The sequence below is a fragment of the Sphingomonas bacterium genome, assembly GCF_903643035.1.
Classification (GTDB): Bacteria; Pseudomonadota; Alphaproteobacteria; order Sphingomonadales; family Sphingomonadaceae; genus Sphingomonas.
In genome coordinates this window covers 1-12,921 of the sequence record NZ_CAHJWW010000059.1, presented here as the reverse complement: position 1 = coordinate 12,921, position 12,921 = coordinate 1, and the positions used below count along the sequence as shown (strand labels likewise).

At 69.3% G+C, this 12,921-nt stretch carries 14 protein-coding genes; 7 read left to right on the top strand and 7 right to left on the bottom strand.

The window, feature by feature from the left end; genetic code table 11:
- Positions 1–20 precede the first annotated feature (20 nt).
- The 7 genes from HUV01_RS05755 to cyoD all read left to right on the top strand — a co-directional run bounded on the left by HUV01_RS05755 (position 21) and on the right by cyoD (position 8,202).
- Positions 21–2,105, top strand: coding sequence for an NAD(+) synthase (locus HUV01_RS05755; RefSeq protein ID WP_174297349.1), 2,085 nt, complete (start codon positions 21–23; stop codon positions 2,103–2,105).
- 133 nt (positions 2,106–2,238) lie between these two features.
- Positions 2,239–2,856 (top strand): peptidylprolyl isomerase, encoded by a 618-nt coding sequence (locus HUV01_RS05750; RefSeq protein WP_174297348.1) that lies wholly within the window; start codon positions 2,239–2,241, stop codon positions 2,854–2,856.
- Between the two features lie 62 nt (positions 2,857–2,918).
- Complete coding sequence (locus HUV01_RS05745; RefSeq protein ID WP_174297347.1) at positions 2,919–4,064, top strand: Gfo/Idh/MocA family protein; 1,146 nt, start codon at positions 2,919–2,921, stop codon at positions 4,062–4,064.
- A 94-nt stretch (positions 4,065–4,158) separates the two neighbouring features.
- Positions 4,159–5,112 carry a ubiquinol oxidase subunit II gene (gene cyoA / locus HUV01_RS05740; RefSeq protein ID WP_254606409.1) on the top strand — a complete coding sequence of 318 codons (954 nt, stop codon included), beginning with the start codon at positions 4,159–4,161 and terminating at the stop codon, positions 5,110–5,112.
- Positions 5,112–7,112: a cbb3-type cytochrome c oxidase subunit I gene (locus HUV01_RS05735; RefSeq protein WP_174297346.1), complete on the top strand. Its 2,001-nt coding sequence runs from the start codon at positions 5,112–5,114 to the stop codon at positions 7,110–7,112. The genes cyoA and HUV01_RS05735 overlap by 1 nt, the downstream gene beginning before the upstream one ends.
- Positions 7,109–7,810, top strand: coding sequence for a cytochrome (ubi)quinol oxidase subunit III (locus tag HUV01_RS05730; protein WP_174297345.1), 702 nt, complete (start codon positions 7,109–7,111; stop codon positions 7,808–7,810). Before HUV01_RS05735 ends, HUV01_RS05730 begins: the two co-directional genes overlap by 4 nt.
- Positions 7,807–8,202, top strand: coding sequence for a cytochrome o ubiquinol oxidase subunit IV (gene cyoD / locus HUV01_RS05725; RefSeq protein ID WP_174297344.1), 396 nt, complete (start codon positions 7,807–7,809; stop codon positions 8,200–8,202). The genes HUV01_RS05730 and cyoD overlap by 4 nt, the downstream gene beginning before the upstream one ends.
- A 53-nt stretch (positions 8,203–8,255) precedes the next feature.
- On the opposite strand, the gene HUV01_RS05720 is transcribed toward cyoD, so the two are convergent.
- The 7 genes from HUV01_RS05720 to HUV01_RS05690 form a co-directional block, all read right to left on the bottom strand.
- Entirely contained in the window at positions 8,256–8,762 is a 507-nt protein-coding gene (locus HUV01_RS05720; RefSeq protein ID WP_174297343.1) for a hypothetical protein, read from the bottom strand.
- 112 nt (positions 8,763–8,874) lie between these two features.
- Positions 8,875–9,309: a hypothetical protein gene (locus HUV01_RS05715; RefSeq protein ID WP_174297342.1), complete on the bottom strand. Its 435-nt coding sequence runs from the start codon at positions 9,307–9,309 to the stop codon at positions 8,875–8,877.
- A 104-nt stretch (positions 9,310–9,413) separates the two neighbouring features.
- Positions 9,414–10,391, bottom strand: a complete 978-nt coding sequence (egtD, locus tag HUV01_RS05710; protein WP_174297341.1) for an L-histidine N(alpha)-methyltransferase — start codon at positions 10,389–10,391, stop codon at positions 9,414–9,416.
- A 1-nt stretch (position 10,392) separates the two neighbouring features.
- Positions 10,393–11,646: an ergothioneine biosynthesis protein EgtB gene (gene egtB / locus HUV01_RS05705; RefSeq protein WP_174297350.1), complete on the bottom strand. Its 1,254-nt coding sequence runs from the start codon at positions 11,644–11,646 to the stop codon at positions 10,393–10,395.
- Between the two features lie 49 nt (positions 11,647–11,695).
- Positions 11,696–12,235: a cob(I)yrinic acid a,c-diamide adenosyltransferase gene (locus HUV01_RS05700; protein WP_174297340.1), complete on the bottom strand. Its 540-nt coding sequence runs from the start codon at positions 12,233–12,235 to the stop codon at positions 11,696–11,698.
- Positions 12,236–12,257: 22 nt separating this feature from the next.
- Positions 12,258–12,488, bottom strand: coding sequence for a twin transmembrane helix small protein (locus HUV01_RS05695; protein ID WP_174297339.1), 231 nt, complete (start codon positions 12,486–12,488; stop codon positions 12,258–12,260).
- A 9-nt stretch (positions 12,489–12,497) separates the two neighbouring features.
- On the bottom strand, positions 12,498–12,921 hold a 424-nt coding region (locus HUV01_RS05690; protein WP_254606408.1), incomplete at its 5' end, for a glutamate--tRNA ligase family protein.

Genomic DNA, 12,921 nt, shown 5'->3' with positions numbered 1-12,921 from the left:
GCCGCGGTAGGATCGTCGCGATGGCCGATCCGCACCCCTTCTTCGCGCTGCACCGCCACGGCCTGATCCGCGTGGCGGCGGCGACGCCGGCGGGAACCGTCGGCGACACCGCCGCCAACGCCGCCGCCACGATCGCGCTCGCCCGGCGGGGCCATGAGCGGGGCGTCGACCTGATCGTCTTCCCGGAGCTGAGCCTCACCAGCTACGCGATCGACGACCTGCACCTCCAGACCGCGCAGCACGGGGCGACGGAGGCGGCGCTGGCCGCCGTCGTCGCCGCCACCGCGGCGCTGGCGCCGGTGCTGCTGGTCGGGGCCGCGCTGCCGCGCAACGGGCGGCTCTACAATTGCGCGGTCGCGATCGCGCGCGGGCGCATCCTGGGCGTCGTGCCCAAGACGTTCCTGCCCAACTATCGCGAGTATTACGAGAAACGCTGGTTCGCGAGCGGCGCGGGGATCACCGCGCCCTGCCACATCACGCTCGCCGGCCAGACCGCGCCGTTCGGCACCGACCTGATCTTCGCGGCGACCGATCTCGAACACTTCACCTTCCATGCGGAGATCTGCGAGGACTATTGGGCGCCGACGCCGCCGTCGACGATGGGGGCGCTGGCGGGGGCGGCGATCTGCTGCAACCTGTCGGCGTCGAACGTCGTCGTCGGCAAGGCGCGCGAGCGGGCGATGCTGTCCGCGTCGCAGAGCGCGCGCGCGACCTGCGCCTATGTCTATTCCGCCGCCGGCCCCGGCGAGAGCACGACCGACGTCGCGTGGGACGGCCAGGGCACGGTCCACGAGCTGGGCGAGCTGCTCGCCGCCTCCGCGCGGTTCGCGATCCTGGACGACGAGGGCGCCGGCGACCTGCTGATCGCGGACGTCGATGCCGGGCGGATCGGGCAGGAACGGATGCGCACCGGCACGTTCAACGACGCCGCGCGCCTCGCCGACGATCCGGAGCGGCGCTTCCGCCGGATCGGCTTCACGCACGCCGCGCCGATGGCCGACCTCGGGCTGGAGCGCGCGATCCGCCGCTTCCCGTTCGTGCCCGACACGCCCGAGCGGCTGGACGAGGACTGCTACGAGGCGTTCAACATCCAGGTCGAGGGGCTCGCCAAGCGGGTCGCCGCGGCGGGCGCGAGGACGATGGTGATCGGCGTGTCGGGCGGGCTGGACAGCACGCACGCGCTGATCGTCGCTGCGAAGGCGGCGGACCGGCTGGGGATGCCGCGCTCGGCGATCCTGGGCTTCACCCTGCCCGGCTTCGCGACCGGCGAGGCGACGAAGGCCAACGCCTGGGCGCTGATGCGCGCGCTGGGGATCGCGGCCGACGAGATCGACATCCGCCCCGCCGCGCGCGCGATGCTGGCGGACATCGGCCACCCTTTCGGCCATGGTTTGGAGGGGGGGGGCGAGCCGGTGTACGACGTGACGTTCGAGAACGTTCAGGCGGGGCTGCGCACCGACTATCTGTTCCGCCTCGCCAACCAGCGCGGCGGGATCGTGGTGGGGACTGGCGACCTGTCGGAGCTGGCGCTGGGCTGGTGCACCTATGGCGTCGGCGACCAGATGAGCCATTATGCGGTCAACGCAGGGGTGCCCAAGACGCTGATCCAGTTCCTGATCCGCTGGGCGATCGCGACGAGCCAGTTCGACGCGGAGACCGACGCGGTGCTCGGCCGGATCGTCGAGACGGAAATCTCGCCCGAACTGGTCCCCGCGGACGAGGCGGGGGCGATGCAGAGCACGGAGGCGATTATCGGCCCATACGCGCTCAACGACTTCTTCCTGCATCATGTCGTGCGGCACGGCATGGCGCCGTCGAAGATCGCGTTCCTGGCCTGGCACGGCTGGCACGACGTGGGCGCGGGGCGGTGGCCGGCCGGTTATCCCGAGGAACGGCGCGTCGCCTACGACCTGCCGACGATCCGGCACTGGCTGGAGCGGTTCCTGGTGCGGTTCTTCCAGACCAGCCAGTTCAAGCGGTCCGCGCTCCCCAATGGTCCCAAGGTGTCGGCGGGCGGCGCGCTGTCCCCGCGCGGCGACTGGCGCGCGCCGTCCGACGGCACCGCCGCGACGTGGCTGGCCGAGCTGAGGGCGAACGTGCCGTGAGGCGCGTCCGTCGCGTCGCGCCCGGCCTGTCGCAGCACCGCTCCTGACGATGGCCGCCGGCAGGCCGTCCCCCCGCCGGGCCGGCCGCCTCGGTGGTTGCCGGGCTTTTCGTCCTCGGGCAAGGGCAGCGGCGATGCCTCACCTGCCGACCCTGCTCCTCTGCGCCCTCGCGCTCCTCGTCTCGCCGGCCGCCAGTCCCGGAGCGCCGGCGTCCGGACTGGTGGAGGTCCGGATGGAGACGAGCATGGGGCCGATCGTGATCGCGCTCGACGTCCGCCACGCGCCGATCACCGCGACCAACTTCCTCGCCTATGTCGACGAGCATCGCCTCGACGGCACCACGTTCTACCGCGCATCGCCCGGCCTGCGCGATCCGCGCACCGGCTTCGTCCAGGGCGGCATCAACCACGACGCGACCCGCGCGCGGTTCGCGATCGATCACGAGCCGACCACCGTCACCGGCCTCCACCACACCGACGGCACGATCTCGATGGCGCGCAACGATCCCGGCACCGCGGCCGGGGACTTCACGATCATGGTCGGCGACCAGCGGTACCTCGACGCGGGACCGGGCTCTCCCGGCTATGCCGCGTTCGGCCATGTGGTCGGCGGCATGGACGTCGTCCGGCGCATGTTGCCGCTCCCCAAATATCCGGGCGGGTACAGCCGCGAGACGCTGGGACAGATCCTGCGCGAGCCGGTGCGGATCATCGCCGTACGGCGGGTGCGGCCTCCGGCTCCGTCCCGCTGACGCAAGGCGGCACCGTTGCGCGCCGACGCGCGTTACCGCCGCTCGATCAGGAGACATTTTCCATGAGCATCGCGTCCGCGCTCGGCTTTTCGTCGGGCAAGAAGGTCCGTTACGCCATCGTCGGCGCGGGCGACATCGCGCAGGAGGCGATGATGCCCGGCGTCTCGCACACCGGCAATTCCGAGATGACCGCGATCGTCACCGGCGACATCGTCAAGGCGCACGCGCTGGGCGAGAGATACGGGATCGAGCACCGCTATGGCTACGACGATTTCGCGCGGATGCTGGCCGACGGCGTCGCCGACGCGATCTACCTCGCCACGCCCAACTGGCGCCACGCCGAGTTCGCGATCCCCGCGTTGCAGGCCGGGCTCCATGTGCTGAGCGAGAAACCGCTGGAGATCACGTCCGAGAAGGCGCAGTCGATCGTCGACGCGGCCGCCGCGTCGTCGGCCAGGCTGATGGTCGCCTATCGCCTGCATTTCGAGCCCGCGACGCTGGATGCGATCCGCCGCATCCGGGCGGGCGAGCTTGGCGAGGTCATGGCCTTCACCTCCGCCTTCGCGCAGATGGTCGACCCCGCCAACCACCGCGCCAACAGCGGCGACCTCGCCGGGCCGCTGCTCGACATGGCGCCCTACCCGATCAACGCCACCCGCTATCTGTTCGAGGCCGAGCCAACCGAGGTCGTCTCGGCGGTCGCGACCCGGCATGCTGCGGCGGGGTTCGGCGCGGATGTCGACGACACGATCGCGGTGACGCTGCGCTTTCCCGGCGACCGAATCGCGCAGTTCACCTGTTCCTATTACGCCAACGCGATCAACAGCTTCGTCGTCGCGGGCACCAAGGGGTCGATCACGATGGACCCGGGCTACACGTTTGGGAAGTCGCTGGAACAGTATCGCGTGATCGGCGGCAAGCGCAGCCACGAGAGCTTCAAGGCCACCGACCAGTTCGGCGGCGAGATGGCCTATTTCTCCGACTGCATCCTGAACGGCCGCGATCCCGAGCCCGACGGCGAGGAAGGACTGGCCGACCTGCGCGTCATCGAGGGCATCGAGCGCGCGCTCGCCAGCGGCCGGGCGGAGGTACTGCCGCCGTTCCACCGGTCGCGCCGGATCGATCCCGATGCGCAGGAGCGGACGCTGCGCGTCGTCAGCCCGCCCGAGCCGGTGAACGCATCCGATCCTTCCCGAAACCAAGGTTAAGAATGGCCGCAACACGGATCACTATGGCGACGATTACATCGAGCGCGCTCGCTATCGAAGCGACGTCGAGAACCGGAAGGCTTAACGGCTGTTCATGACCCCCTCCTGCCAGGCGGCGATGCGCGACACCGGGTCCACGACGCGATCCCGGTCCGTATCTCTGTGTCGCGCCGCGTCCGCGGCGGCGGTGTCCTTCCTCGTCGACGGCTGCGCCAAGGGAGTTCTGGATCCGGCCGGCCCGGTGGCGGCGGACGAGAAAACGATCCTGTTCAACGCGACCGTGATCATGATGGCCCTGGTGGTCCCGACCATCATCCTCGCGCTGGTGTTCGCCTGGTGGTTCCGCGCGGGCAACGAGCGCGCGATCCACCGGCCCGACTTCGCCTATTCGGGCCGGATCGAGCTGCTGGTCTGGTCGGTCCCGATCCTGGTCATCATCTTCCTGGGCGGCCTGACCTGGATCAGCAGCCATCGGCTGGACCCGTTCAAGCCGCTGCCCGCCACCGCCGCGGGCAAGCCGATCGAGGTGCAGGTCGTCTCGCTCGACTGGAAATGGCTGTTCATCTACCCCGGCTACGGCGTCGCCAGCGTCAACCGGCTCGTGGTGCCCGCCGCGCGCCCAGTGCATTTCTCGCTGACGTCGGCGAGCGTGATGAACAGTTTCTTCGTGCCGCAGCTGGGCAGCCAGATCTACACGATGAACGGCATGGTGACGCAGCTGAACCTGCAAGCCGACAAGCCGGGCAGCTACTTCGGCCAGAGCACGCATTTCAGCGGCGACGGCTTTTCCGACATGTATTTCCACATGGACGCGGTCAGCCCGGCGCAGTTCGCCGGCTGGGTGGCGGGCGCGAAGGCCGCCGGGCCGGCGCTCGACGCCCCGGCCTATGCCGCGCTCGCCAGGCAGAGCACCAGGGTGAAGCCCTTCACCTATCGCGCCGTGATGCCCGTCCTGTTCCAGGCTGTCGCGGCGCAGAGGCTTGCCCCTGCGGCCGGCCCGCAAAAGGGTCGCGGCGGACCCCAGGTATCTCCCGGAGACAATAGCTGATGCTCGGCAAGCTGACCCTGGCGGCGGTCCCGCTGTCGCAGCCCATACCCATCATCGCGAGCTTCGTGGTGGCGGTGGGGATCACCGGCGTGATCGCGTGGATCTGGTTCAAGGGCTATTTCCCCTATCTCTGGCATGAATGGATCACCAGCGTCGATCACAAGCGGATCGGCGTCATGTACTGTTTCCTGGCGATCGTGATGCTGATCCGCGGCTTTTCCGACGCGATCCTGATGCGCTCGCAACAGGCGCTGGCGTTCCAGGGACCGGGCTATCTGCCGCCCGAACACTACGACCAGGTGTTCTCCGCGCACGGCACGATCATGATCTTCTTCGGCGCGATGCCGTTCATGATCGGGCTGATGAACTTCGCCGTGCCGTTGCAGCTCGGCGTGCGCGACGTCGCCTTCCCGACGCTCAACTCGGTCAGCTTCTGGCTAACCGCGGCGGGCGCGCTGCTCGTCAACATCAGCCTGTTCGTCGGCGAGTTCTCGCGCACCGGCTGGCTGCCCTATCCGCCATTGTCCGAGCTCGCCTATTCGCCGGGCGTCGGCGTCGACTATTACCTGTGGGCGATCCAGATCGCAGGCATCGGCACGCTGATGAGCGGGGTGAACCTCGTCACCACGATCCTGAAGGTGCGCGCGCCGGGGATGAGCTATTTCCGGATGCCGATGTTCTGCTGGACGTCGCTCGCCGCCAACCTGCTGATCGTCGCCGCCTTCCCGATCCTCACCGCCACGCTGGCGATGCTGACGCTGGACCGGTACCTCGGCTTCCACTTCTTCACCAATGATCGTGGCGGCAACGTCATGATGTTCATGAACCTCATCTGGTCGTGGGGGCATCCCGAGGTCTACGTCCTGGTCCTGCCCGCCTTCGGCATCTTTTCCGAGGTGATCTCGACCTTTTCGGGCAAGCCGCTGTTCGGCTATCGTTCCATGGTCGGGGCGACGCTGTTCATCGTCGTCATCGCGTTCAGCGTGTGGCTGCACCATTTCTTCACCATGGGCGCGGGCGGGGACGTCAACGCGATCTTCGGCATCGCCACCAGCCTCGCGGCGGTGGCGACGGGGGTGAAGATCTTCAACTGGATCTTCACCATGTACGGCGGCCGGATCCGCTACACCACGCCGATGCTGTGGTCGGTGGGGTTCATCGTCACCTTCTCCATAGGCGGGACGACGGGGGTGCTGCTGGCCGTGCCGCCGGCGGACTTCGTCCTCCACAACTCGATGTTCCTCGTCGCGCATTTCCACAACGTCATCATCGGCGGCACGCTGTTCGGGGCGTTCGCGGGCATGAGCTACTGGTTCCCCAAGGCGTTCGGCTTCAAGCTGATCGAGAGCTGGGGCAAGGCCGCCTTCTGGTTCGCGTTCACCGGCTTCTGGGTGACGTTCGTGCCCTTCTACGTCGCCGGGCTGCTCGGCATGACGCGGCGGATGCAGCATTACGACAATCCCGAATGGCGGCCGTGGATGCTGATGGCGGGCGTGGGCACCGTCATCATCTCGATCGGCGTCGTCTGCCAGATCGTCCAGCTCGTCGTGTCGATCCGCCGGCGCGACGAACTGCGCGACGAGACCGGCGACCCGTGGGACGGCCGCAGCCTGGAGTGGATCACCACCTCGCCTCCGCCGGCGTTCAACTTCGCGGTCTATCCCGACGTGCACGGCGAGGAGGCCTATTGGTCGATCAAGCGCGGCGCGCTGGAGGCGCAGGCGATGCCGCAGGAGCCGCATTACGAGGCGATCGAGATGCCGCTCAGCAGCCCGACCGGGATCGTCACCGCCTTCTTCGCCTCGTTCACCGGCTTCGCGCTGATCTGGCATATCTGGTGGATGGTGATCGTCAGCCTGATCGGCGCCTATGCGACGTTCGTGTGGTTCGCGTGGCGCGACGAAAGCGAGTATGAGATCCCGGTCGAGGAGGTCGCCCGCGAGGACCGCGCCCGCCTCGCCGCGCGTCGCGTCGTCGTGGAGCAGGGCGTGCAGGCATGACCGCCGCCACGAAGGTCGTCCGCACGCACGATCCCAACAAGCTCGGACACGGACCGAGCGTCCGGGGTCACGGCGGACATGGGCATGGCGATCGGACCAGCCACGAGGCCACCGGCCATGGCGAGGGCGGTCCCGCGTCCAAGCGGATAACCGTCGCCTATGGCTTCTGGATCTTCCTGCTTTCCGACATCATCATGTTCTCCGGCTTCTTCGCGGCCTATGCGGTGCTGCAGAAGGCGACCGCTGGCGGGCCGAGCGGCGCGCAGCTGTTCGAGCCGTGGCGGGTCGCGACGGAGACCGGGCTGCTGCTGGTGTCGAGCTTCACCTGCGGGCTCGCCGGCGTCGCCACGCACGTCAAGAGCCGGACATGGACGCAGGCCGCCCTGCTCGCCACCGGCCTGCTTGGCTTCGCCTTCATGGTGCTGGAGGTCCAGGAGTTCGCCAATCTGGTGGCTCGCGGCGCCGGGCCGGATCGCAGCGCGTTCCTGTCCGCCTTCTTCGCGCTCGTCGGCTGCCATGGGCTGCACGTCACCGCCGGGCTGCTGTGGCTGGGCACGATGATGGCGCAGTTGCAGGTGAAGGGTTTCCGGGACGACATCTGCCGGCGGTTGTTGTGCTTCAACCTGTTCTGGCACGCGCTCGACATCATCTGGGTCGGGGTCTTCACGGTCGTCTATCTGATTGGAGCCGGCGCATGAGCGACACCGACGTTCGCGGGGAACAGGGCGACTCCGCGCCCGGCGAGCAACGCGCGGGCGGCGGCGGGATCGCCAAGGGAGTGAGCGGCTATCTGATCGGCCTCGGGCTCGCGGTGGCGCTGACGGGAGCGTCGTTCTGGAGTGTCTATACCCACATGATCTGGGCGCCGGCGGTGCCTGTCGCGCTCGCCGCCTTTGCGATCGCGCAGATGGGCGTCCACCTCGTCTTCTTCCTCCACATCACGACCGGACCGGACAACACCAACAACGTGATGGCGCTGGCGTTCGGCGTCCTCATCGTGTTCCTGGTCGTGGCGGGATCGCTGTGGATCATGGCGCACCTGAACGACGCGATGATGCCGATGAACGAGGCGATGGCGCAGATGCACTGACCGCGCACGCGGCGCGAGCCGGCCACGACAGGATCGGCCGGACCGATTCTATCCTATCGACGGCCGTGCCAGTGACCTCCACCGCCATGACCGCCGCCGCCATGACTATTGCCGCCGCCGGGCGCCCCCGGCCTGCCGCCCTGGAAGCGGGGCTGTCCTCCGCCGCGGACGGCATATGCGCCCTGACCCGCCGGACCTTGGCCTGCTGGACCCGGGCCGGTCGGACCCGGTCCGCCGGAATGCCCGGCATAGCCGCCGCGCCGGTCGAAACCACGCCATTCGGCGCCGCCGCGCCGACCGGTGGAACGCCCCTGCCAATAGCGTTGCTGAGACCCGTTCCAGCGGAACGGCCGCCGGTACTGGTCGTACACATAGATGCCCGAGCCCGGGTAGTAATAACCGCCGTACCAGCCCCAATAGGGCGAGCCGAACTCGTCGCCATAGCCATCGGCATAACCGCCATAACCGGCGTCGTAATAGCCGCTGCCGTAATCATGGGCGCAGCCCGTGAGGCCGACGCCGACCGCGAGCAGCGCGGCGGCGATCAACGGATGTCGCATGATGTTTCCCGGTACGCGGAACCCGGCGGACACCGCGATGACATGGTGTAACCCGTACCGGTCGACGGTGTTCCGACCGGCGGGGCGCCGACGCCGGGCGCCGCCGATGGGGTCACGCCTTCAGCCGGGTGCTGCAGGCGCTGTAATATTTGGGCCAGCTCTGCCCGGCGAGCTTGTTCGCCGACTTGTCCGCCTGATAGTTCTGCGCGCATTGCTTCTGGCGCGACCGGGCGGCGAGCTGCGCCGCGCTGACCTGACCGGCCGGCTTGGGCACGGCCGCCATCTTGCCGGGGGCGGACATCGGCGCCTTCGACACGGCGGCGGGCGCGGGCGTCGATGCGGCGGCGGTCCTGGACAAGGTGCCGCGGCACTGGGCCAGGAACTGCGGCCAGGTCTGGCCGGCGGGCAGCGTCTTGGCGGTCTTCGCCGCCTGGTATCTGGCGCCGCAGACCTGCATCGGATTGTCCGCCGCCGACGCCGGGCTCGCCATCCCGAGTCCCGCAACCGAACCCGCCAGCAGGCCCGCCATCGTCATCCTCTTCAGCATCGCGCGATCCTTCCGCCCCGGGTCGGACGATCATATCATGCGATCCACCGGACGCCAGCGGGCTTGCGCGAGGACGGGCGCGAGGGGAGATCGGCCGGCCGCGATCAGGGCGCCGGTCGTTCTGCCTGCGCCTCGGCGAGGATCACCGCGAAGCGGCCGTCGGGATCGGTCCACTCCCTCACCGGCGTCCACCCGCCCGACCGGAGCAGGATGCGGGCGTCGCGCGGCCCATATTTGTGGCTGTTCTCTGTGTGGACCGACTCGCCCGCCGCGATCGCGAACGACCGGCCGTCGACGACGAACTCGGCGTTGCGCACCGCCTCCAGGTGCATCTCGATCCGCGCGCGGACGTCGTTCCAGATCGCGCGGTGGCGGAACGCGTCGACCGGTACGGTGCCGTCCAGCTCGCGGTTGATCCGTTCTAGCAGGTTCAGGTTGAACGCGCCCGTCACGCCGGCGGCATCGTCATAGGCGGGGATCAGCACGTCTTCTTCCTTCACCCGGTCCATCCCGATCAGCAGCATCGCCCCCTGCCCCAGCGACGCGCGCATCGCGCGCAGCAGGTCGACCGCGGCGAGCGGCGCCATGTTGCCGATCGTGGAGCCGGGAAAGAAGCCGAGCTTGGGCGCGCTGGCGATCGATCGCGGCAGGGCGATGGGACGCATGAAGTCCGCCTCCATCGGCAGGACCAGCAGTTCGGGAAAGGCGGCGCACAGCGACCGGGTCGACTCGCGCAGGAACTCGCCCGATATGTCGATCGGCACATAGGCGGATGGCGCGACCGCGCGCAGGACGAGCGGCGTCTTGGCGGACGATCCCGAGCCGAACTCCACCACCGCGCGCCCGGCGCCCACCAGGCCGGCGAGCTCCGGGCCGATCTCCGCCAATATGCCCATCTCGGTGCGGGTCGGGTAATACTCGGGCTGATCGGTGATCGCCTCGAACAGCTCCGAGCCGCGCCGGTCGTAGAACCAGCGCGCCGGGATCGCGCGGGGCCTGCGCGACAGGCCGTCCAGCACATCGGCGCGGAACTGCGGGTCGGCGAGCGACTGTTCCCGGTCCTCGATCTCGGGCTTCAGCATCTCAGACATCCCTGGCCAGCCGCACGCCGGTGAACTGCCACCGCTGATGCGGGTAGAAGAAGTTTCGGTAGCTGGCGCGGGCATGGCCGCGCGGGGTCGCGCACGATCCGCCGCGCAGGACGAACTGCCCGCTCATGAACTTGTCATTGTACTCGCCGACCGCGCCCTGGACCGCGCGGAAGCCGGGATAGGGACGATAGGCGCTGCCGGTCCATTCCCACACATCGCCGAACATCGCGGGACCGCCGGACGCGGGGCGCGGCTCGACGGGGCCGGCCCCGTCCATCTGGTTGCCGCCGGAGGGATCGAGGCCCTGCGCCGCCGCCTCCCACTCCGCCTCCGTCGGCAGCCGCGCGCCCGCCCAGGCGGCATAGGCGTCCGCCTCGAAGAAGCCGACGTGAGTCACCGGCGCAGCGGGATCGATCGCGCGGCGGCCGTCGAGACCGAAGCGGGTCCAGACGCCGTCGCGTTCCTCCCAGTACATCGGCGCGGCGATCCGCTCCGCCTGCACCCAGGCCCATCCGTCCGCCAGCCAGTGACGAGGCTCGCGATACCCCCCGTCGGCGATGAACGCCGCCCACTCGCCGTTGGTGATCGTGCGGTCGGCGAGCGCGTGCGGATGCAGCAGTTCCGCGTGCCGCGGCCCCTCGCAGTCGAAGGAGAAACCGCGACCGTCGCACCCTGTCTCGACGAGCCCGCCGCCATGCTCGACCCAGCCGATCGGACCCGGCATCGCGACCGGCTGCTTGCGCGCGGCGGGCCACAGCGCGGGTTCCAGAGGGTTCTGGGACAGCAGGTGCAGGATGTCGGTGACCAGCAGCTCCTGGTGCTGCTGCTCGTGGTGGCAGCCAAGTTCCACCAGCTCCAGCGCGGCCGGCGACAGCGTCGGCAGCGCGCCGGACAGCGCCGCATCGACGTGCGAGCGATAGCCGCGCACCTCGTCCAGCGTGGGACGCGTCACCATGCCGCGCCGGCCCCGCGCATGGCGCCTGCCCTCCGCTTCGTAATAGCTGTTGAACAGGAATGGCCATCCCTCGTCGTGATGGCGATAGCCGGGGACGTGATCGCGCAGCACGAACGTCTCGAAGAACCAGCTCGCATGCGCCAGATGCCATTTCGCGGGCGAGGCGTCGTCCATGGACTGAACGGTGGCGTCCGCGTCCGACAGCGGCGCCGCGAGCGCCATGCTCAGGTTCCTGGTGGCCGCGAACAGGTCCGCCAGCGGCTCCCTGGCGCTTTTTTCCCGAGCGAACATGGCGCTTCCCTTCTGCTTGTACGCCTCGATCCCGGCACGCACGCCGGACTCAGCGTTGCGCGCCCGGAACCCACAGAACGTCGCCACCGGCCGAATGGTTCACCACCCGGGCGGCGACGAACAGCCAGTCCGACAACCGGTTCACATAGGCTAGCGCACTGGGCGAAGCCTCGCCACCGAGCGCCACCACGGACCGTTCCGCCCGGCGCACGATCGCGCGGGCAAGATGCAGCGGCGCGGACGGTCCCGCCGGCAGGATGAAGCTGGTGAGCGGCGCGAGCGCGACGTTCATCGCGTCGATCTCTCGCTCCAGCCGCTCGACCTGGGCCGGCACGATGCGCAACGCGCCGTCGATGCCCTGCGGCGTGGCGAGATCGGCCCCGAGATCGAACATGTCGTTCTGGATGCGGCCCAGCGCCTCCACCAGGGTCCCGGCCGACGGCAGGGCGACGCCGATCGCGCTGTTCGCCTCGTCGACGTCGCCGATCGCGGCGAAGCGCACGTCGCTCTTGGGCGCGCGGGACCCGTCGACCAGTCCGCTGCTGCCCGTGTCGCCGGTGCGCGTGTAGATGCGGTTCAGCCTGACCATCGCGCCAGCTCCCGTCCGTCCCTCAGGTCCGTCCCGCCGCGAACAGCAGCAGCACGACGACCAGTATCGCGCCCGCCTGGAACATGATGCGCGACTGCATCATCCTGTTCGACTTGAGCGCCGATGCGGTCGGACCCTCGCCCGCCTTCACCTGCGCGCTGCCCTCCTGAAGGAAGGCAATGATGCCGCGCACCAGGGCGACGACGGTGGCGACCATCAGGCCGACCAGCACGAGCACGAGAAGGATGGTCATAATCGCAATCTAGTCCACATCCCGCGCGAATCCAGCCGGAAGGTTGTCCTGTCGCAACAGGTCGGCGATTTCGCGTCCGTCCACCCCGTCCGCGCGCATCGCCGCCAGCGTCGGCGCGCCGTGTCGCTTGGCCAGCCGCGACCCGTCCGGGCCGAGCAGCAGCGGGTGGTGGCGGTATCGCGGGGTCGGCAGGCCGAGCAGCGCCTGCAGCAGCCGGTGGACGTGGGTGGCGGCGAACAGGTCCCGCCCGCGCACCACGTCCGTCACGCCCTGCGCGGCGTCGTCGACCGTCACCGCCAGATGGTAGCTGGCGGGCGCGTCCTTGCGGGCGAGCACGACGTCGCCGTGGCACGCGGGATCCGCGACGACCCGTCCCCGGCCGGCGTCGTGCCAGGCGAGCGGGCCGGCGGCGGCGATCGCCGCCGTCATGTGG

Coding starts and splice junctions, on each gene's coding strand:
- HUV01_RS05700 (WP_174297340.1), bottom strand. CDS start 12,235: ATGGTCAGGCTGAACCGCATCTACACGCGCACCGGCGACACGGGCAGC.
- HUV01_RS05730 (WP_174297345.1), top strand. CDS start 7,109: ATGACCGCCGCCACGAAGGTCGTCCGCACGCACGATCCCAACAAGCTC.
- HUV01_RS05695 (WP_174297339.1), bottom strand. CDS start 12,488: ATGACCATCCTTCTCGTGCTCGTGCTGGTCGGCCTGATGGTCGCCACC.
- cyoD (WP_174297344.1), top strand. CDS start 7,807: ATGAGCGACACCGACGTTCGCGGGGAACAGGGCGACTCCGCGCCCGGC.
- cyoA (WP_254606409.1), top strand. CDS start 4,159: ATGACCCCCTCCTGCCAGGCGGCGATGCGCGACACCGGGTCCACGACG.
- HUV01_RS05750 (WP_174297348.1), top strand. CDS start 2,239: ATGCCTCACCTGCCGACCCTGCTCCTCTGCGCCCTCGCGCTCCTCGTC.
- HUV01_RS05715 (WP_174297342.1), bottom strand. CDS start 9,309: ATGCTGAAGAGGATGACGATGGCGGGCCTGCTGGCGGGTTCGGTTGCG.
- egtB (WP_174297350.1), bottom strand. CDS start 11,646: ATGTTCGCTCGGGAAAAAAGCGCCAGGGAGCCGCTGGCGGACCTGTTC.
- HUV01_RS05745 (WP_174297347.1), top strand. CDS start 2,919: ATGAGCATCGCGTCCGCGCTCGGCTTTTCGTCGGGCAAGAAGGTCCGT.
- HUV01_RS05755 (WP_174297349.1), top strand. CDS start 21: ATGGCCGATCCGCACCCCTTCTTCGCGCTGCACCGCCACGGCCTGATC.
- egtD (WP_174297341.1), bottom strand. CDS start 10,391: ATGCTGAAGCCCGAGATCGAGGACCGGGAACAGTCGCTCGCCGACCCG.
- HUV01_RS05735 (WP_174297346.1), top strand. CDS start 5,112: ATGCTCGGCAAGCTGACCCTGGCGGCGGTCCCGCTGTCGCAGCCCATA.
- HUV01_RS05720 (WP_174297343.1), bottom strand. CDS start 8,762: ATGCGACATCCGTTGATCGCCGCCGCGCTGCTCGCGGTCGGCGTCGGC.